Source organism: Murdochiella massiliensis (genome assembly GCF_900059565.1).
In the GTDB taxonomy this organism is placed as follows: Bacteria; Bacillota; Clostridia; order Tissierellales; family Peptoniphilaceae; genus Murdochiella; species Murdochiella massiliensis.
Genome location: NZ_FIZW01000002.1, coordinates 1,119,636 through 1,140,394, shown reverse-complemented (window position 1 = coordinate 1,140,394; position 20,759 = coordinate 1,119,636). Strand labels below are relative to the sequence as shown.

Sequence of the window (20,759 nt, the reverse complement as noted above, 5' to 3'; positions counted from 1 at the left end):
ATCGCTTCCGTACTTTTCTTTTGCGGTACACCGGCTTGCATTGATGCCTTTGTGCTTACTTGGTATAAACGTCGAAGTGGTTGCCTACGGTTCCACGATCGTATACTTTTCCATAATAGCCGAACGGCGTCGGAATCACGGTTCCTTTCGGCGCATCGTTCGCTAACACGATATAGCCGTCACCATCCGCCACATAGCCGTCTTCGTTGACGTGACGTCCGGGAATGCGCAATCCGCCTCCGGGCAACACGCTTTGCGAATAATAAGTAAATTTGTATCCGTTCCACCAGATGACGCCTTGGAAATTAAGATCGCGCAGACTGTAGAGCTTCGGCGCACCCTTTCCGACTGCTTTCGGCGCATTGGATTCCCGTCCCTGAATTGCTCCCGTTGAAGGATCGACGGTATAATCATAGTCGCCCAACGTAAAGTTATTAAATAAACGAGCGCCGTCTTTTCCGTGGTAATACTGCACACCATTAACGGTGACGATCTGATTGCGCACCGGTACGCCATTGGCATCGGCATAGAAGGTCTTTCCCTCGGCGGCGTATTCACCTTCTCTTACTAAACGCGCACCGTTTGCACCGGTCATCCGATACACCGTGCCGTTCACGCTGACCGCACCGGTGACGGCCACGCCGTCGTTGCCCATATAATAGGCCAGTTTATTACCAAAGGTAATAAATTGATTGCGGTAAATTTTTCCTTCTGCATTAACAAAAACTTGTCCACGCTCGGTACTCATCCAGCCGTTTCTCTGGTCGCGCATTCCGTTGGCGTTGAAGTACATTAAGTCTTTACCGACTTCACGGAAGCCGGTTCCGATCGTGCCGTCATGATCCATGTAATAGGCAACTTGCGGGCCAAACGTGATCAAGCGATCCCGATACACCTTACCTTCCGCGTTGGGGAAAACCCATCCACGCTCGGTGTTCACCCAGTCGTTGTCCTGATGGCGCTTCCCGGTTTTGTAATCGAAGAAGCTCAATGTTTCGCCGATTTCACGAAAGCCGGTTCCGAGCGTACCGTCATGATCCATGTAATAGGCCCGATAGGGACCGAACGTAATCATGCGATCGCGATAAAGCACGCCTTCCGCATTGGGGAAATAATATTTTCCCTGGTATTGCACCCAAGCATTATCTTGATGAAGGGTTCCGTTGTCGTCAAAGAGATACAGGACGCCGTCAATTTCCTGAACACCGGTCAACAGACCTTCTTCTGTTTGATAGGCTTTGGTCTGATCGTCCCGTACCTTCCAGCCTAACGAAACTTCCTGGGTCGCAGTTTCTTCTTTTACCGCATCACTTTGCACATTGGTTTGGGGAAGCACATTGGTTTGGGGAACTTCCGCTTCATCAGCTTTGACCGGGGTAGTCTGCAATACAAGAGCAAACAGTAATCCCGCGGAAAGCGTCAGCAGATGTCTTTTTTTTGTCCGATTGTTCATGTTACCACCTTTCTGCAATCGCTCAGGCGCATGGAATTCGATGCCTTGTTGAGCGATTGGTCGTCGCAAACAGGCGACGGCAACAAAATCTTTAACGAATTTGTAATGATTTCCGCAACAAATGTAACAAATAGGTTACAACCTGTCAACTCTTTTCTCGCTTCCGCGCATTCCATTCTGTTTTTTTCTGTTTCTATTCTGTTTTTTCTGTTTCTATTCGTTCTACTTGGCTTTCTACTGAGCGTTCTATTCGGTTTTCTATTCGGCTTTTCGACGGAAAAATTGGCCGGATGCTTCGCCGAGAATTTGTCCTTCACTAAACATAGTTCCCTTCGTGACAATGATGGTGTCTCCCTTTTTCAACACCTTTCCCTTCGCACAGATGCATTCGCCACGTCGTGCAGGACGAAAAAAGCGATAGTGTAAATCCATCGTGACGACGGATCCCCCCAAGGAGGATGCCGCTGCGCCCATAGCCAAATCCATCATGGCTAAAAGCACTCCGCCATGCGCAATCTTCTGGGAATTCAAGTGGTAATCTTCCACCGTCAGTTCCACCTCGGCTTCTCCGTTTTCCTGTTTTACCAGATCCATCGCAATATGTTGGCCAAATTCCGGATTCTTGTTTGTCATCCGTCTCCTCACCCTCTATTTCTTTTCTTTCGTTTCCCGGGTATTGTACCGCATTCCGCTTTCTGCTGTTCTATGCCGAAGGAGGAACACCTGCTATAATCGAAGCGTAACTCTTAATTGAAGGTTGTTCGCTGTGAATACGCTTTGTCGTTCGCTATGAACACACTTTTCGGTATTCGCCGGCCTCCGGGATGTCGAAAAGTCGTATAGACAAACCCGCATATGTGCATACAAAAGAAATGAGGTGCAAAATGAATCTCTATCGTGTCACTCCGGAGGATACGTTCCTCCTCTTCATCGATCTGCAAGAACGAATGCTGCCCAGTATGGCTGATGCGGATCAGGTAGCCAAAAATGCGAAGGTGTTATTGGAGGCCGCAAAGGCCTTCCATTTGCCGATGATCGTTACCGAGCAGTATCCCAAGGGGCTCGGCGCAACGGTGTCGGCGCTGCAATCCGCAAAGGAACAGGAATATTCAAAATATGCGGAAAAAACGGTGTTTAATGCCATCACGCCCGCCATTCACGAAGCACTGAACGAAGCTCCTTTTGCCGGCAAAAAACGGGTCATTGTCACCGGTATTGAGGCGCATATCTGTGTGTTCCAAACGGTGCGTACCCTATTGGAGGAAGGCTATCATGTTTTTGTTGCGGCGGATGCGGTCAGTTCACGCGATGCGCGAAATAAAGAGCGCGCCTTGACTCTTTTCTCGCAAATGGGTGCCGTTGTTACGTCTACGGAATCGCTTCTGTTCGATCTTTTAGGCGATGCGAAAAACCCGCATTTTAAAGCGCTGCAGGCGCTGATCAAGTAAACCGTTGATAAAGTAAACCGTTGATGAAGTAAGCCATTGATGAAGTAAGCCATTGATGAAATAAACAACGAAGCGTTGCCGATGATGATTACGTAAAATCGCGTTGTTGCAGACGCGGATGACGTAAAAAACGAACGCGATGCTGCCCATCGGTTGCGGAAAACGTGATGCATGCGATATAGTTGTGGACAGAGAAAACGGCGTCTTGCCGAACAAAAGAAACGAATTTGCGTTACGCAATAGAAAGAGTGTGCTATGTCAACAAAAACCAGATTTTCACGTGAAGAATTGGGACCGTCCCTGTCGGCCATGAGCGCTCTGCGCACCATTGTGGAAACGCCGTTTTACGGCAACAATGTTGTGGAGGTAAAAACGCTTGCCGAAGCCTATGAGATGGCCAAACATTCCACCGGTACGGTGGTCACGGATCTGCCGATTGAGCAGCCGGAAAAATTAGGTCTTCCTGCAGATGCGAAGGTATTGCTGTTTAACGACGGCGGAGTTACCGGACGTACCGCTGCTGCGCGCCGCATCGTTGGGGATGAAGGTGTAGACAGTGCAGATCTCAACCGCAAGGTGATGACCGCCATATATGATACGCGCTGGAACACGATGTATCATGCGCAGGTCTTTGTCGGTCTGGATGAGGATTTTATGGTGCGTGCGCATCTGCTCATTCCGGAGGGGGAAGAAAACATTCTCTATGATTGGATGTTGAACTTCCAGCCCTGCACGCCGGAATATGAAGAAATGTATGCAAAATCCAAGGCCATTCACGGAGAAGGGGACATCTATGTCTTCTCTGATCCACAATGGGCGCATGAGGAACACCCCCTGGGTCTGACCTATTTTGATTCGGCGCATAACTGTGCCGCTTTGCTGGGCATGAAATATTTTGGCGAACATAAAAAAGGCACGTTGACGTTAGCTTGGTCCATTGCCAATCGTCATGATTATGCCTGCTGCCATGGTGGCTGCAAAACCTTTAATCCGAACAGCGATTCGCCCTACACACTTGCCGTATTCGGCCTTTCCGGATCGGGAAAATCGACATTGACCCATGCTAAACACGATGGAAAATATGACATTCGCGTGTTGCATGATGATGCCTTCATCATTTCGACGAAAGACTTCAGCTCGGTTGCTCTTGAACCCGCCTATTTTGATAAGACGGCGGACTATCCTGCTTCTTCCCCGGACAACAAGTATCTGTTGACGGTTCAGAACTGCGGTGTCACGTTGGATGAGGACGGAAAAAAGATCATCGTTTCGGAAGACATTCGTAACGGCAACGGTCGTGCGGTGAAGTCACGCCTCTGGTCGCCGAACCGCGTGGATGTATTGCATCAGCCGATGACCGCGGTTGCCTGGATTATGAAGGATCCGGTTCTTCCGCCGCTGGTTCGTGTACATGATCCGAACGTTGCCGCGCTGATGGGCGCTACGCTCTCAACGAAGCGCAGCAATGCCGAGCGCTTGGCTAAGGGCGTGGATCCGAACAAGCTGGTCATTGAACCCTATGCCAACCCGTTCCGCACGTATCCGCTGAACGATGATTTCCGCAAGTTTCTGGCTCTCTTTGAGCAAGGTGTGGATTGCTATATTCTCAACACCGGCTTCTTCCTGGATAAGAAGGTGCCGAAGGAAGTCACGATCGCCGCGATCGAAAGTCTGGTGGACGGCTCGACGGTCTGGAAGCCGCTGAAAGCGATGAAGGGGCTGGAATATGCGGATATCGAAGGTTTCGATGTTCCGGATGATGACGACTATCGTGCCAAGGTACATCACAGTCTGGAGAATCGCACGATTTTCCTCCAGGAACAAAAAGGATTGAATCGCCTTCCCGATGACGCGATTGCCATGCTTTTCGATTTGGAAAAGTAAGAACGGTCCGGGTCGGCACACCTGCCGACCCGGTTTTTCTCTTTTTGTATGGAATGATGTGGCACCGGTTGCCGACCTGATTGGCAACCGATTGGTACGACATGCGTTGCCGGTTTGAGCGTGGATTACAGGTTTATGCGACTGTGGTGGAAGGGGTGACCGCTTGGGTCAATCGCCCCGCGCAGCCAACCGAAGCAGGCTGAAGAACAGGAAGAAAGGAGGACGCTATGGACAAAAAGACGGTTTTGGAAAAGCAAACGCCGGTCTTGGACGCGGAAAAATTAGATTTGCCGCATTCCGACGAAACGCCCTCTCTAACGTCACCGGATACCCTGCCCACTCGTCGGAAGAAAGAGGCTCGCCGTTCGAAAAAGCAGGGACGAAAACGGGGTAAAATTAAGCGCGTCCTAATTGGGCTGATCATGAACCTGCACAATCAAGATCTCCTCTATCGCGCGTCCTCTCTTTCCTACGACTTACTGATGGCGAGTATTCCTTTGCTTCTCCTGTTCATCGTTGTGGGTTCACTCTTCTTCGCTCAACCGACGGCTTCGCTCTATTCGCTTTTTCGCCTTCTTCCGCAAGCGGTTGCCGACATTCTTTCGGATGTGCTGAACGTACTGATGAAAAACGTCAATGCCGGTACTGTCGGATTCGGTTTGGTTACCGCCGTTTGGCTCGGCTCCAACGGGTTTAATAAGCTCATCCTGGACGTCAATACATCTCTCGGCTTTCACATACGTGGAAAAAGTGTTATGCGCCGTGTTTTCGCTATTATCTATACGGTTCTGTTCTTGACCGCTATTGTCCTTTTGTTGGTATTGGTCGTCTTTTCCCGTAGCTTGATTTTAGTCGCGGAACGAGCCATTCATGAATTCGGCATTCGAGAGTTGGAGGCGCTTGTCGGCCTGCTTAATTCCTTCCTCGCTCACTATTTGCCACTTTTCTTTTTTCTTTTTACACTGGTGCTCTTCTATCGCACGGCTCCTATCGTTAGCAATGGGCACGTCACTTGGCGAGAAGCTGCCTTTGGCGGAATCATTGCCGGTGTCGGCATTTTTTTGCTGACGATCATCTACGGTTACGTGCTCGATAACGTTTCACGTCTTTCTCTCTACTTCGGCTCCCTTACCGGCTTTCTCGGCTTGTTCTTTTGGCTGAAATATACCTGTCTCATTCTCATCATCGGCGCGGAAATCATTGCTGAAGTGCGCAGGGTTCCGGACAAGAAGGGTGCTCCCTCGCGGTAATTTATTGATGGCCGCAGTATAGCATTGTCATCGAAATAATCTTGATAATCTTGCTCTTCATTTTCGGGCATAGTGTTCCTTATTTTGCGAAAGCGTATCCTTTTTTTGTATTTTCGATTTTTCGGACACACCATCGCCGTGTTCAGCCGTAAATGTTTGTCCCTATTTTGCATTTTCCCAATTTTCGGACACGGATTTTCCTTCCTACCCAGCAAAAGTGTGTCCCTTTTTTTGCATTTTCGGTTTTCCGGACACACAATTGCCGTGATCAGTTGAAAATGTGTGTCCCTATTCTGCAGTTCCTCAGTTTTCGGATACAGTTTTTCCTTTCTATCCTGAAAAAGCGTGTCCCTTTTTTGCATTTTCGGTTTTCCGGACACACAATCGCCGTATTCGGCCGGAAATGTGTGTCCCTATTTTGCACTTAGCTCATTTTCGGACACAGTTTTCCTCTCTACCCTGCGAAAGCGTGTCCCTTTTTTTGCATTTTCGGTTTTTCGGACACAAATTCCCATCTTTTTTCAACAAACGCATTTTCTATTGTGCTTTCTTGCTTTACAAAATTTTTCTCAGCAACATACGGTGACACCTCTCTGGCACGCGGCAGCACGCGATGAAATCACGGCGACACCTCGTCGGCACACGGCAGCATCTCGACTCATTCCCAAGAACTTCCAGCGAATCCGCATAAAACAATGCATCGTATCCTTGGAACACAATGAAAAAATGAATATGAAAAAATAGGAAAACAGATAACGTTCTTGCAAAGAGCCGTTTTCTATTGATAAGGCGAAAAGAAAGTAAAAATGGAGGTTCTATGCGCACCAGCCAAGAAGCGCTGTTCGAATTACGAGACGAATATCGACGGCAATGGAATGAACTAATAAAAAGAGAAGATGCCAACGTTAATGGTACTTTAAAAATTGGGCATCGAAAACATAAAGTTCTTTACTATCATGACTATGTCGATCCGGAAACAAAAGCCAAAAAAAGAAAGTATCTTGGCGATCACGACACTCCCTTTATCCGGCAATTAGCGCAAAAATCTTATGATCAAAAATTAAAACGATTGCTGGAAAAGAGGCTGCGCGCTCTTGATCAAATATGCCCTGATTTTCACGATGAAGAATTGGAAAACCTCTACTCCTCCTTAAGCCCACAACGCAAAAAGCTCATTAAACCGACGATTCCGAGTTGGGAGACATTGGTAAAACAGTGGCTCGAAAAACCCTATCCTGTTGAACCGCCTTCCTTCCCCAGGCCGGAAATCTACAGTAAAAACGGCGAGCAGCTGCGCTCAAAATCGGAGAAAATTCTGGCCGATATGTTCTATGACCAAAACATTCCTTATAAATATGAATGTCCGCTTTGGTTAGAACAAACCTGGTATTATCCCGACTTTACCTTCCTCAGCCCCTATACGAAAAAAGAAGTGTACTGGGAACATCTGGGCATGATGGGTGAAGAGGAGTATGCCTCCCGTGCCATACAAAAAATACTTCTTTATGATCGTCATGGAATTTATCCGGAAAAAAATCTCATCCTCACCTATGAAACAGGCGCCACGCCCTTAGACTTTCGTTGGGCACAGCGCCTGATTTCGCGTTATCTGATTAAAAGGGGATAAGAATCCATATGAAAGCCGAATGAGGGCCCACAACGTGCTCATCACGGCCTTAACGCCGCACAGTTCCCTCACCGCACCTGCTCTCCACAGTGTGTCCACGGTCCTCCTATCACCACGATCCTCCCATCACCACAGTCCTCCCCATCAGCCTTGCTAAACCTCTTCCGCCAAAAAAGCAGCTGCATGGCGAAAAACAATTTCCGCGCGCTTTACCATCGCTTCGTTCGTAAAGTATGCAATGTGCGGCGTAAGAAGCACATTGGGCGCAGAAAGAAGCGGTTCTTCCGCAGAAAGTGGCGGCTCTTCATTAAAGACGTCAACCCCTGCACCGGCAAGAGCTCCACGCTGTAGTGCATCCGCTAAATCGCCGGAATGAACAATCGGTCCACGTGCACAATTCAGGAGTATGGCCGTCGGCTTCATAAGCGCAAATTCGCGTGCAGTAAGAAAGTTTCGGGTTTCCGGCGTACTTGGTAGATGCACCGTAAGAATGTCCGCCCGACAAAGCACCTCTTCCAACGGAAGATAGGTTAGGCCAAGGGCTTTCAACTCGTCCTTCTCGGAACGATTAAAGCCGATCAACTGTACACCGAAGGCATGAAAGAGCTTCGCTACACGCGTACCGATGCGTCCAGTGCCGATGATGCCAACCGTCCGACCGGCAATTTCCGCCCCGCAAAAATCCGCTGCCTTCCCGCCTTGACGGATCCCTTCATCGGCCGCTTTGAGTTTTCGCAAAAGAGAAATTGTCATACCGATGACCAGCTCAGCGACTCCCTCGTCCGAATAGCCCGCTGCATTGACGACACGAATCCCCTTCGCCTCGGCTTTTGCTACCGGCACATGATCCATCCCTGTAAAGGCAATGTTGATATATTTCAGCTTTGGCACACGCTCAATGACGCTTTCCGGCATGGGCGTGTTCGCCAAAATCACCTGCTCCGCATCCCCGATACGCGAAAGCCATTCCTCTTCCGTCTTCGGTTTCGTATAATAGGCCTCAAAAGAATGACCGTTCTCCCGAAGCGGAGCAGACAATTCATTCAAACGCGCTGACGAAATCGTCAAAGGCTCCACAAGTACCGTTCTCATCTTTCCTCCTTACTCTACAGCCAGCCGCCTTCACTTTCCTCCTGCGAGGGATAATCCACGCAAGCAAGTGTCAGCCCTACAGCATACCAATGCACTTCGTTAAGGATTTGCATCGCCTCAAACAATGTATTTCCCGTGGTTAAAAAATCATCACAAATAATGCCTACGCCCACGAGAGGATCGTGCAAAGCCGACGGAGACAAGGAAAATGCACCCTTGACATTCGCCCGGCGCTCCCATGCGGAAATTCGTTTCTGTGCCCGATGCGTCATGCCCTTTTCCAGCAGCGAAACCAACGGAAGGTGCAATGTGGAAGCAACGGATTCCGCAAGCGCTTTTGCCGGATGGGAACCGCGGAGCACCTCACGACGATGCGTCTGCGGGATATACGATACCCAGGAAGCCTGTGAAAGTACGGGATGCTGCATCACATAGGCAGCCAAAATCTCCTGAAAAACCGATGCATAAGCCGTTTTTTGCTGAAATTTATAGGCTCCAAAAAAATGGCGCAAGAATCGATTATAAAACAGCGCACTATAGGCGTAAAACGGTACGTCGTCATCAACCGACATTGCGTCGGAAAATGCACTATCGTTGGCCAAGGACATCTCGTCGGGCATCGGCACGCGGTCAAGAAACGGTACGTCATCATCCACCGGCGCACTGCTTTTCTCGTCAGAAAAATTAGGGGTCAGGAGGCGGCAGGCGCCCGGTGTTTCGAGTTCATCAAGGCAATCGCGACATAACCCGAAACGCCCATCTGCCGGACGATGGCAAAATGGACAACAATCCGCGTCCACAAATAAAAAGGACACCCTACCTCCTTAAAACAGCTCCTTACGCAGCGCCAATGCCTGTATTAATCGCTCATCCAACGAGGAATTGCGCCGGCGAATATGATTGTTTTCGACCATGCGCTTAAGAGTCTGCGGATCACCGACGCAAAGGCACAGATTGCGCGCGCGCGTCATGGCCGTGTACAGGATATTGCGCGTCAGCAGCATCGGTGCGCCGGGTACAACGGCAATCACCACGCAGGGAAATTCGGAACCTTGCGACTTGTGAATCGTAATGGCATACGACAAATCCAGTTCATGAAACTGTTTTGGCTCATAACGTGTCAGGCGGCCGTCAAAATCCACTTCGAAAAAGGCACCCTGTTCATCAATCGTCGATAGCACTCCGAAGTCGCCATTATACACGCCCTCGCCCTTCTCCTCCGCTGCTGTGGTCCAAGACAGATCGTAATCATTCTTGATCTGCATTACCGCATCCCCTTCCCGGAAATGCCGCTCACCCACGTCCCACTCGCGCTTTGCCTCACGGGGAGGATTGAGCGCCCGCTGAAGACGCGCATTTAAGCTGACCACCCCGCATTCACCCCGTTTCATCGCCGAAAGCACCTGAATATCCTGAAATGGAGAAAGCCCGTAGTAGTCCGGAAGACGGCGCGTAACCAGATCTTCGATGAGATCAGCCGCATCCCGCGCGTTGTTCGTCGGCAGGAAGAAGAAATCGCCATCTTTTTCATTCGCTACCGGCATCTCCCCATGCCGCACACGGTGCGCATTGCGCACGATGCCGGATTGTTCGGACTGACGGTAAATATGTTCCAGACGCACCGTTTCAATAATGCCGGAAGCAATGAGGTCGTGCAGCACATTGCCGGCACCAACCGACGGCAACTGATCCGCATCACCCACCAGAACCAAGCGCGCCGAATCCTTAAGGGCATCAGTCAGATTCGCCATCAAAGGCAAATCCACCATGCTCAGCTCATCCACAATAACCGCGTCCGCCTCAAGCGGATTTTCCGCATTGCGGCTCGGCCCGGAAGATTCTTCTCCTCCACGATAGCCCAGCAAACGATGCACGGTCAAGGCTTCTCTGTCCGTCGACTGTTCCAATCGTTTCGCTGCACGTCCCGTCGGTGCCGCAAGAGCACTCACCAATCCGTTCTGATCAAACAGCTCCAGAATCGCACGTACTATGGTCGTTTTTCCGGTTCCCGGACCGCCGGTAATCACTACGACTCGTTCCCGCGCCGCCTGCGCAATGGCAGCTTTCTGCAAATCATCTGCCACCAGACCGATCTTCTCTTCTATTGCAGGAAAATTCACTGTAAGCGGCTCTTCTGCATTTTCACGAAGCAAAACCAGGCGCATGGCGACATCATGCTCAGCGACATCGTATCGGCGCAGATAAATCCGCTTCTTGGCCGGATCACGGACGATACGCTCATCCACCGTCAACGAAAAAATGGCCTCCGGACAGGATTCCGGCACATGCCCCAGCAAACGCTGTAAGCCGCGATCCAATTCTTCCTCCGTCACAAAACAAGCGCCATCCGACAGCGCAGCATGCTCACAAAAATAGGCAATGGCCGCCTTCGTCCGCAAAAGCGAATCCTCCTCTATGCCCAACTTTTTTGCGATTGCATCCGCCGTGAGAAACCCTATGCCCTCCACCTGCTCGACCAGAATATAGGGGTTCTTTTTTATCACCTCCATGGCGTCGGTACCGAAGACGCGCAAGATCTCCTGGGCTGTTTTCGGGCCGATGCCGAGATTTTGCAACGCCATCATGATTCGCGAAGACGCTTCCTGCGCAATCAGCGCCTCCTGAATTTCAGCTGCCTTGACGGGGCCGATTCCGCGAAGTGTGAGCAACACCTCCGGCTCCTCACGAAGGATGGTCAATACGTTGACGCCATATTCTTCAACCAGCTGTGTGGCACGCTTTTTACCGATATGGGGAATTGCCCCGGAAGAAAGATAGCGGATAAGCTGTTCTGCCGACGTCGGTTCCACTTTGCGGGCAATTTTCACCTGCAACTGCTCGCCGTATTTAGGATGGAAAACCAGTTCGCCGCCAAGTTCCAGATCTTCTCCTTCCGCCAACGAAAAAAAAGTGCCCACACAGGTTAGGGGGCCGTCCTCGGTGGACAGCACAAAGACGGTCCACCCGCTCTCCTCATTATGAAAGCGTACGGTGGAAACCGTCCCCATAACCTGCATAGAACACCTCATTTCGATGTCTTTCAAAAAGCTTTCCGGTGGTGTCTGCGCAAAGCTCAGAGCATCCGCGCTAAGCACACGACATCCCGCATTGAGCACAAGCCATTTTATACAAAACGCCCGACGACATCCTCACCACCCCGGCAAGCATTCGACCGGGTCTTTTCTTTTTATTCGATGAAACGCTCGACGTCCGCGCCCAATCCTTTCAATTTCTCCTCAAAGCGGTAGTAGCCGCGATCCAGGTGGTAGACGTTATGCACCTGCGTCTCCCCATCCGCCACCAGGCCGGCCAATACCAACGCCGCACCGGCACGTAAATCGGTTGCGTTCACCTTTGCGCCGACCAGATGCTCCACACCGCGAATGACCGCCTCATTGCCGTCCGTGACGATGAGCGCACCCATCTTGTTGAGCTCATCCACGTGCATAAACCGATTTTCGAAGACGGTTTCTTCCACATAGCTCTGGCCTTTGGCAATGCACATGAGCGCCATGAATTGCGCCTGTACATCCGTCGGGAATCCCGGATACGGAAGCGTGCGAATCTTAGTGGCTTTCAGCCTTCCGGTTGACTGCACAAGAATCGAATCGTCATCGGTTTCCTCGATGCGAACACCCACTTCCTGAATCTTTGCCAAGATCGGACGAATATGGTCGGAAAGCACATTTTGTACTTCGACCGTCCCGCCGGTCATCGCCGCAGCGACAATAAAAGTCGACGCTTCAATACGATCGGGAATAATGATGTGCCGTGCCCCATGCAGTTTTTCCACACCTTCAATGGTGATGGTTGAAGTGCCCGCACCGCGCACTTTGGCGCCCATTTTGTTGAGGAAGTTGGCTAAGTCGGTAATTTCCGGCTCTTTGGCCGCATTTTCAATGATGGATTCCCCGCGTGCCAACGTAGCAGCCATCATAATGTTTTGCGTTGCCCCCACCGAGGGAAAATCGAGATAGACTTTACCACCTACCAGCCCGCCGTCCGGCGCTTTTGCCCCCACGGCATCCGGTTCTTCGTCAATCTCCGCACCGAGCGCCTTGAATCCCTTCAGATGCAAATCCACCGGTCGTTTCCCGATGTTACATCCGCCCGGCATTTGCGTAAACGTCCGTCCCAGACGGGTCAGCAACGGTCCCATCACGACAAAAGAAGCGCGCATGCGGTTCATGAGTTCTCCCGGCGTCACCGTTTTGGTCACCTGTGAAGCATCAATGCGGATGGTTTCCGCATCCAAATAGTCCACCTTGACGTCCAGCGCACGCAGCACCTCAACCATCACTTCCACATCCTTCAGCGGCGGCACCTGCTCCAGCACGATTTCTTCCGTGCCGAGCAACGATGCAGCCAGAATCGGCAGAGCGGCATTTTTTGCGCCGCTGATGGTCACGCGTCCTTCCAACGGACCGCGATTGCGTACGCGAATGTATTCCATAAAAACTCCTTACTTCGTTCCGAAAAGGCGGTCGCCGGCATCACCCAAACCCGGCATAATATAAGCATTCTCATTCAATTCCCGGTCCAAAGCGGCCATAATGATGTCCACATCGGGGTGTTTCTCCTGCACCAGCTTCACACCTTCCGGCGCACCGATTATGCAGACGGCTGTAATTTTCTTGCATCCCGCTTTTTTCAAAAAGTCGATGGAGGCAACCATGGATCCGCCCGTCGCCAGCATCGGGTCAAGAACAAAGACATCGCGATTGGAAACATCTTGCGGCAACTTGAGATAATACTGCACGGGAAGATGCGAGTCAGGGTCACGATAAAGGCCGACATGACCCACCTTCGCCGTCGGCACAATATCCAGGAACGAATCCACCATGCCTAAGCCGGCACGCAAAACCGGAACGATGCAAAGTTTCTTTCCTGTCAGTCGATAGCCCGTCGTCTGCTCCATCGGCGTTTCCAGTGCATATTCTTCCAACTGCAAATCCCGCAAGGCTTCATAGGCCTCGAGAAGCGCAATTTCCTGCACCAGATGACGAAACTCATTCGTTCCGGTATTTTTATCCCTCAAAATTGATACCTTATGTTGAATCAACGGATGATCTAATACAACCAGCTTTCCCATCTCGTCCCCCTTTCCGGGCATTTTTCTTCATTTTACCACAGAACCGGCACGAGAATGAAACCCGTCAAAAAGGCTTATGATACGTGAATACAATTTCCGCCGGCTGCTTTCATCAATCGGTTCATGATCGCGATGCCGTAGCCCACCGGCTCGATGCCTTGCACAAAAATGGCATCACAATGATGACGATCCAGTTCGCGCATGAGCCGAAAGATTCGCTGTCCCATGGTATCAAATCTTCCTTCTTTTCCCAGCGAACGCACGATCGCCTGTTTCGGTGAAAGCAACAGCGAAAGTTCCTGTGCCGCCTCTTCAAACACCATAAAACCCACCGTTTTTCCCTCTGCGCTCTGCGTATGAAAATCACTGATCATGCGCGACTTGATCGCTTCCTCGGAGCCGAGATAGATTGTCACCTGTGCACGCGGGGCATAATGGCGATATTTCATGCCCGGGGATTTAGGCGGAGCGCTGGGCGCTTCCGTCATTGTAGAAATCTCCTGCGAATCTTGCGTATTGCCCCTTGTCAACGTGAGTGCAGGATCCAAATGCACGCCCGGAAAAAAGTTTTCCAGCATACTGGGCGGATAATAACCCGGACGCAGAACGACCGCAGTGTCTTCCGTTAAATCGACCACCGTCGATTCGACGCCGATATCACAGGCGCCACCGTTAAGAATGAGTGGAATGCGTCCATCCATGTCCTCCAATACGTCAAATGCCGTGGTTGGACTCGGCCGTCCGCTTCGGTTGGCGGAAGGCGCTGCAATGGGCGTCTTCGCCTGAGCAATAAGCGAGCGCGCCACCTCATTAGTCGGCATGCGAACCGCTACCGTGGATCCGCCTGCGGTAACACGATCGGGCACGCGATCGGATTTTTCAAAGATAAAGGTTATGGGGCCCGGCCACAGACGCTGCAATGCGCTATAGTGCGCCGGACGAATTTCTTTTACCAAAGGATCCAGCATATCCAACGTCGCAATATGCAAAATAAGCGGATTATCCTGTGGCCTTCCCTTTGCGGCAAAAATTTTTGCTACCGCCTCTTCATTGAGACCGTCTGCGCCTAAACCGTAGACGGTCTCGGTTGGAAAAGCGACCAATTCGCTCCGACGAATCCATTCGGCTGCCTCGGTAATGGCGGGTGCTTCGGCATTGACGGCAGGTAATACCTGCGTCGTATACCGTCCTTCCGATAATGCGTCAGCGTCTCCGTTCGGTTCCAAATCCATCACATGATTCATCGTGTCTTCTCCTTCGCCCGACCGATAGCCGCCGTCAGCTTCGGCACGAGCTGCTTTTTACGAGAAAGAAGCCCGACGCCCAAAAAGCAATTCTTTTCCAACGTGGCATGAAATTCTTCGGCAATTTCTTTGGCATGATCACCGTCTACAAAGATGAGCGAGTTTTCGGCAAAAATATCCGTTACCACGAGAAGATAGGTGTCTAAGCCCTGCTGACGACGCAGTTGCTGCATGGTTTCCATCAAGGCAGGTTCCATGTTCACCAGACTTTGGCTGTTCAAGGTGAATACCTGCGCCACTTTCACCTTTTCGCCTTCAATATCAAACGGCTTGACGTCAGCCGTTAACAGGTCAATCGGATCTTTTCCGGTCAAATCGGTTCCTGCACGGAACATGGCCATCGCGTATTCTTCAACATTGATGCCGGCAATGGGAGCAAGACGTTCCAACGCCAAGCGATCGAGCGCCGTAGTCGTCGGCGAGCGCAATAAGAGCGTATCCGAAATAATGGCGGAACACATCATGCCGGCCGCCTCGCGAGAGGGACGAACCCCCTGCTCGAAGTACATCTGGGAAATAATCGTCGAGGTGCAGCCCACCGGCATCACCCGAAAATAAATGGGGCTTGGCGTATTGACGTTCGCCACACGATGATGGTCGATGATTTCCAAAATATCCGCCCGATTCAAGTCGGGAACGGATTGCGTAGACTCATTGTGATCCACCAGCACGATTTTTTTCTTGGGCGTATTGATCAAATGATAACGACTGATGGAACCGACGACACGCCCCTGTCCATCCAGAACAGGATAGGAGCGGAAGCGGGTTGATGCCATAATTTCCCGCACTTCATCCAAGTATTCCGACCGATGAAAGGTGACGAGCCCTTCCGAGGTCATCAAAAAGCGTACAGGGACCGCCTGGGGCAAGAGTCTGGCTGTTGAATAAGTGGAATTCGGTGTCCGCAATACCGTCACGCGGTACGTTTTGCAAAGTTCTTCCATTCCTTCCGCCAGATGCGCATTGTTGGTCAGAATGATCACCGACGCGCCGATGCGTATGGTTTCTTCCTGTGCTTTTGCGCGATCACCCACCACGACAATGTCGTTTTCGCCAATCACTTCATTGATATGATCCATGGCGTGAATGTGGATGGAACCGGTTCGTTCACGCGGATTCTCCGGCAGGTACACCACCTGACCGGAAAGGACTTCCACAATATTCTCCAGAGGCGTCTCTGAGCGGCCGAGGATGTTGTCGTTCCACACCGTGGCATACGAGTTGGTAATATTCGAAAGGGAAATCACGCCGATCAGCTTCTGGTCGTCGTCCACGATGGAAAGCGAGTTCTGATGGTTTTCCTGAATGATCTGCGTCGCACGCGCGAGCGTCGTCATGGGCGAAATACCATAACTGGTATCAATATCGATTTCCGATAGCTGCGCCTGCATCGTGTCGCGAAAAGCCGGCGGCTTCACGCCGAAATAATTAAGCGCAAATTGCGTCTCCGCATTGACGTCTCCCAGACGAATGGGTACCGCCTCATAATCGGTCGTCCGATTTTTTAATTCGGCATACGCAATGGCCGAACAAATCGAATCCGTATCCGGAACCTGGTGTCCGGAAATATACAGAATTTCTTTTCCTCCCACACTATTCCTCCTCTTCCGGCTTCGGGACAACATCGTCTGCTTCACCACTGTTCTCTTCCTGTCGCGACGCAACCTCACCATTTTCGGTGTCATCGATCATCTTCGGTTCCGCAGGAACAGCAGGATCTTCTTCATGTAAAGCAGGTTTTCCATTTTCGACGAGGGTCTTGTTGAGCAACTCCATAAATTCCTCGCCGGTGATCGTCTCTCGATCCAGGAGGAAGTCGGCAATGGCGTGCATCTCCACGGCATTCTCTTTCAGAATTGTTAAGGCCTTTTGATGTGCGTCTTTCAGGATTTCTGCAACGCGTCTATCCACATCCGCCGCCGTGGCATCCGCCGCCATCAACGACGTATCCTGACTTAAATAGGGACTGTTGACGGTTTCCAAAGCCATAAAATCGAAGTCTTCACTCATGCCGAAGCGAGTGACCATCGCACGCGCCAACTTGGTGGCGCGCTCAATATCATTCGACGCACCGGTTGTTTTCGTTTGAAATACCAACTCTTCCGCACTGCGTCCACCCGTTAATGTAACAATCTCCCGGAAGATATCCTCATGGGTCATGATGACCTTTTCTTCTTCATCCACCTGCATGGTATAGCCGAGGGCTCCGGAGGTGCGAGGGATGATCGTAATTTTCGTCACCGGCGCCGTCCCCTTTTGGATGGCGGCAACGAGGGCGTGGCCTACTTCATGATACGCAATAATCCGTTTGTCGCGATCCGTAATGACGGCATTCTTTTTCTGCTGTCCGGCAATGACCGTCTCGACCGATTCAATCAGGTCTTCGGTTGTCACTGCATTTCGCCCTTCGCGCACGGCGCGCAATGCGCCTTCATTAATAATATTTGCTAAGTCCGCCCCGGAGGTTCCCGCGGTCATTTTAGCGACCTGAAGAAAATCCAACTGAGCATCAGTCTTGATTTTGCGGGCATGCACGCGCAAAATGTCTTCACGTCCCCGAATATCGGGCAATTCCACTCGAATTTGCCGATCGAAACGACCAGGGCGCGTGAGTGCACGGTCAAGAATCTCCGGGCGGTTAGTTGCCGCTAAAATCACGACGCCACTGTTTCCTTCAAAGCCGTCCATTTCGCTCAATAGCTGATTAAGCGTCTGTTCACGCTCATCGTTTCCGCCAATACCGGCTGTATCACGACGCTTACCGATGGCATCAATTTCATCGATAAAAACGATGCACGGTGCTTTTTTCTTGGCTTCCTTGAAAAGGTCGCGCACTTTGGCCGCACCCATGCCAACAAAGAGTTCCACAAATTCCGATCCGGAAATGGAAAAGAACGGCACATGGGCTTCACCCGCAACAGCTTGTGCCAACAAGGTTTTGCCCGTCCCCGGAGGGCCGACAAGCAACACGCCCTTTGGCGATACCGCACCAATTTCTCGATATTTTTCCGGGTTGGCAAGAAAATCCACGACTTCCAGCAATGACTCTTTAGCTTCATCCTGTCCGGCAACGTCGTGAAAACTTTTTCCGCTTTTGGCTTTCACATAGACTTTTGCATTGGATTTTCCGAAGCTCATTGCCCCGGATCCCTGCATTTGCGTGATGATGCGTCTTCCCATGTACCACAAAAGCGCCAAGGGAATGACAAAGGTTAACAGAAAGCCCAGTAGTGGATTCGGCGTCCTCGGGATTTCAGCGCTGTACTCCACTCCTTTTTTATTCAAGAGCGCAGTCAGTTCGTCGCTTTCCCACGGGCCGGTCTTCATCTTGACCATTTCTCCGTTCTTCGCTTTAACCTCAAAAGTATAACCCGTCGCGCTCTTTTGCACTTTCTTTACCCGGTCGTCTTCAACCATTTTAGTAAAGGCGGAATAGGACACTTCCTTAACACGTGACTCCGTAATCATCGGACTGATGATCAGTTGAATGATCAGCAATACGAGAAATACAGACAAATAGTAATAAATAATCGGTTTTTTCTTATTGTTTCCGTCCGAATTCACCGTACACCTCTTTTCTATAGCTTCGCTTCCTCATGCTGTTACCCTTTTTACGCATAAGGAAATGAGATTTTATGAGTATACGGTGAAATTGTGGGGTTACGTTGTTTTTTGGCCGATGTTCGAAGAGCTACTATCGACCTGTAACCGCAGTTGGAGTGCTTAATTTGGGACTGTAGTGCTCCTGCTGTAGCCGCAGCAGCAATAGTAGTCGCAGCGGCACTTCTTCTGTAGACGCCTTTCAGCGGTGGTGTAGCGCTTCTCTTCTTTGGATTCCTCGTCAGCAAAAGTGTAGCGACGCTTCTCTTCAACGACCCCGGCCGAGAAACGTTTGATCATTTTGCCAGGGTCAAAATGGGTGTCCGACCCTGGCTGGCGAAATTATTAGCCGGTAATCAGGGTTCGAAACATCGTGCTGACCCTGGCTGGTATGCATTGTTAGTCGTTGCCAGGGTTTTACAGACGTACAACACCCTGGCCATGGCGCTTCGTTTGCTCCAGCCAGGGTCGAAGATGATCGACTCAACCCTGGCTGGTATGCATTGTTGGTCGTTGCCAGGGTTTTGCAGACGTAAAACACCCTGGCCATAGCGCTTCGTTTGCTTCAGCCAGGGTCGGAAGGGATTGGATTGACCCTGGCTACGGCGTTCTATTCCATCAGCCAGGGCTCGGACGAAAAAATTAACCCTGGCTACGGGCCTTCCTTCCCATCTGCCAGGGTTCGATCAAAAAAAGCCCTGACTAGCAAATTGTTTATTGCCAGCCAGGGTTCATTCAAAAAACATCCGCCCAAACCAATTTTTATACGTTCAGAATTTCAATTTGGCACGCTTTCATGGCCTTCAGCGCCGTCTGATGCGATTCCGGCGTTACGCCGGCACAGCCTTGTGCGTCCACCTTGATGGGGATCTCCGGGAAGAAGGCTTTGATGAGTAGGGCATTGGAAATGACGCAAATGTCGGTGTCCAGTCCGAGAAGGGTAATCGACGAAATGCGATCGTGATCATCCAAATCCGACAGGATGGCCGGAAGAGATGCCGCACCGAAGGTGACTTTATCGATGGGTTCCGTTTTACGCAATGCCTCTAGATTAGGATGAAGCTGCCAACCGTGCGTTCCGCGAAGACAATGCATAACCGGAAGATTCCGTCCCTCCTGTGTATTCGCATAATTTTCACGATGTGTATCCCGCGTAAAAAGAACCGTTCCCTCGAAATTTTTCACCTGATCCACCACATAGGGGACAACGGCCTGCGCAGCCTGTGATCCCAGTGCACCGTCAATAAAATCATTTTGCATATCAACCACAAGAAGAATATTTTGCATTGTTTTTCCTTTCTGAATTGCTTAGTTAATTATAGCGTAGCAAGGAAAAAAGTGTTACCATGGGGATGATCCTTCGACAGAACGGAGACGGAAGTAAACACTACCGGCTCAATATCGTGGTGTTGCGACTTCACCAAACACATCAAATTAATCCTTTGCGGCTGTAGTTCAATGGTAGAACACCGGCTTCCCAAGCCGGATGCGCGGGTTCGATTCCCGTCAGCCGCTTTTTTGTTTTGATCGCAGTGATTAATTACCACAGCAATCAAGTATCACGGCGATTAAATATCACGTCAATCAAACATCGTGGCAATCAAATATCACGGCGAACAAACATCGCGGCGATCAAACATCGCGGCGAAAAGGTGTTGCGACGATAAAATAGGCATACACGAACGAAAGCAACAACTTCAGGCGTGATCAAAAAAGACCCGACACGTTTTTGTGTCGAGTCTCTCTTTTTTGCACAAAAGTTGAAGCGTCTTACTTATCCTTCTTTTGACCGCTCAATTTTTCCGCTTTTTCCGCTTTCTCTTTTTCCGTTGCACCATCTTCATGCATTTCAATCGGTTTTTCGTCGTTGATGGCATGGTTGATGTAGAAATCGGTGTTGCGTTCGTTACGATTCATCTGGTTATTATTCGCTTCCATCGCCTCATCATTCATTTTATTAATTTTTTCGTTGTTCACAATATATCCTTTCTGTTCCTGTGCTCTCCTCC

16 protein-coding genes and 1 tRNA gene are annotated in these 20,759 nt (G+C 50.5%); 5 read left to right on the top strand and 12 right to left on the bottom strand.

Features of this window, described 5'->3' with window-relative positions:
- Positions 1 to 55 precede the first annotated feature (55 nt).
- Together BN3910_RS06785 and BN3910_RS06780 are read right to left on the bottom strand one after the other, a co-directional pair.
- Positions 56 to 1,453 carry an N-acetylmuramoyl-L-alanine amidase family protein gene (locus BN3910_RS06785; RefSeq protein ID WP_066925766.1) on the bottom strand — a complete coding sequence of 466 codons (1,398 nt, stop codon included), beginning with the start codon at positions 1,451 to 1,453 and terminating at the stop codon, positions 56 to 58.
- Positions 1,454 to 1,711: 258 nt separating this feature from the next.
- Positions 1,712 to 2,086, bottom strand: coding sequence for a PaaI family thioesterase (locus tag BN3910_RS06780; protein WP_066925763.1), 375 nt, complete (start codon positions 2,084 to 2,086; stop codon positions 1,712 to 1,714).
- A 251-nt stretch (positions 2,087 to 2,337) separates the two neighbouring features.
- Here BN3910_RS06780 and BN3910_RS06775 point away from each other — a divergent pair, with 251 nt between their 5' ends.
- From BN3910_RS06775 to BN3910_RS06755, 4 genes are all read left to right on the top strand, one after another.
- Complete coding sequence (locus tag BN3910_RS06775) at positions 2,338 to 2,901, top strand: isochorismatase family protein (protein WP_066925760.1); 564 nt, start codon at positions 2,338 to 2,340, stop codon at positions 2,899 to 2,901.
- Positions 2,902 to 3,156: 255 nt separating this feature from the next.
- Positions 3,157 to 4,785: a phosphoenolpyruvate carboxykinase (ATP) gene (locus BN3910_RS06770; RefSeq protein ID WP_066925757.1), complete on the top strand. Its 1,629-nt coding sequence runs from the start codon at positions 3,157 to 3,159 to the stop codon at positions 4,783 to 4,785.
- 227 nt (positions 4,786 to 5,012) lie between these two features.
- Entirely contained in the window at positions 5,013 to 6,035 is a 1,023-nt protein-coding gene (locus BN3910_RS06765; RefSeq protein WP_066925754.1) for a YihY/virulence factor BrkB family protein, read from the top strand.
- 817 nt (positions 6,036 to 6,852) lie between these two features.
- Complete coding sequence (locus BN3910_RS06755; RefSeq protein ID WP_066925748.1) at positions 6,853 to 7,662, top strand: hypothetical protein; 810 nt, start codon at positions 6,853 to 6,855, stop codon at positions 7,660 to 7,662.
- A 153-nt stretch (positions 7,663 to 7,815) separates the two neighbouring features.
- On the opposite strand, the gene BN3910_RS06750 is transcribed toward BN3910_RS06755, so the two are convergent.
- The 9 genes from BN3910_RS06750 to BN3910_RS06710 all read right to left on the bottom strand — a co-directional run bounded on the left by BN3910_RS06750 (position 7,816) and on the right by BN3910_RS06710 (position 20,037).
- On the bottom strand, positions 7,816 to 8,754 hold the full coding sequence (locus tag BN3910_RS06750; protein WP_066925745.1) for an NAD(P)-dependent oxidoreductase: 939 nt from the start codon (positions 8,752 to 8,754) through the stop codon (positions 7,816 to 7,818).
- Positions 8,755 to 8,768: 14 nt separating this feature from the next.
- Positions 8,769 to 9,569 (bottom strand): ComF family protein, encoded by an 801-nt coding sequence (locus BN3910_RS06745; protein ID WP_066925742.1) that lies wholly within the window; start codon positions 9,567 to 9,569, stop codon positions 8,769 to 8,771.
- Between the two features lie 9 nt (positions 9,570 to 9,578).
- Positions 9,579 to 11,771: an SF1B family DNA helicase RecD2 gene (recD2, locus tag BN3910_RS06740; RefSeq protein ID WP_066925739.1), complete on the bottom strand. Its 2,193-nt coding sequence runs from the start codon at positions 11,769 to 11,771 to the stop codon at positions 9,579 to 9,581.
- Positions 11,772 to 11,941: 170 nt separating this feature from the next.
- Positions 11,942 to 13,207, bottom strand: coding sequence for a UDP-N-acetylglucosamine 1-carboxyvinyltransferase (gene murA / locus BN3910_RS06735; protein WP_066925736.1), 1,266 nt, complete (start codon positions 13,205 to 13,207; stop codon positions 11,942 to 11,944).
- 9 nt (positions 13,208 to 13,216) lie between these two features.
- Positions 13,217 to 13,846, bottom strand: coding sequence for a uracil phosphoribosyltransferase (gene upp / locus BN3910_RS06730; protein ID WP_066925733.1), 630 nt, complete (start codon positions 13,844 to 13,846; stop codon positions 13,217 to 13,219).
- A 74-nt stretch (positions 13,847 to 13,920) separates the two neighbouring features.
- On the bottom strand, positions 13,921 to 15,090 hold the full coding sequence (locus tag BN3910_RS06725) for an L-threonylcarbamoyladenylate synthase (RefSeq protein ID WP_066925731.1): 1,170 nt from the start codon (positions 15,088 to 15,090) through the stop codon (positions 13,921 to 13,923).
- The gene (locus BN3910_RS06720) at positions 15,087 to 16,742 is read right to left on the bottom strand and encodes a putative manganese-dependent inorganic diphosphatase (RefSeq protein WP_187367697.1); all 1,656 of its coding nucleotides are present in this window, start codon (positions 16,740 to 16,742) and stop codon (positions 15,087 to 15,089) included. Before BN3910_RS06720 ends, BN3910_RS06725 begins: the two co-directional genes overlap by 4 nt.
- A 1-nt stretch (position 16,743) precedes the next feature.
- Positions 16,744 to 18,714, bottom strand: coding sequence for an ATP-dependent zinc metalloprotease FtsH (gene ftsH, locus BN3910_RS06715; protein WP_066925727.1), 1,971 nt, complete (start codon positions 18,712 to 18,714; stop codon positions 16,744 to 16,746).
- A 798-nt stretch (positions 18,715 to 19,512) separates the two neighbouring features.
- Positions 19,513 to 20,037, bottom strand: a complete 525-nt coding sequence (locus BN3910_RS06710) for a cysteine hydrolase family protein (protein WP_066925725.1) — start codon at positions 20,035 to 20,037, stop codon at positions 19,513 to 19,515.
- Positions 20,038 to 20,194: 157 nt separating this feature from the next.
- Between BN3910_RS06710 and BN3910_RS06705 the strand changes: the two genes are divergently transcribed.
- Positions 20,195 to 20,265, top strand: a tRNA-Gly gene (locus tag BN3910_RS06705).
- A 255-nt stretch (positions 20,266 to 20,520) separates the two neighbouring features.
- On the opposite strand, the gene BN3910_RS06700 is transcribed toward BN3910_RS06705, so the two are convergent.
- A complete protein-coding gene (locus BN3910_RS06700) occupies positions 20,521 to 20,727 on the bottom strand; it encodes a hypothetical protein (protein WP_066925723.1) in 207 nt (68 codons plus the stop codon).
- Positions 20,728 to 20,759: the final 32 nt, after the last annotated feature.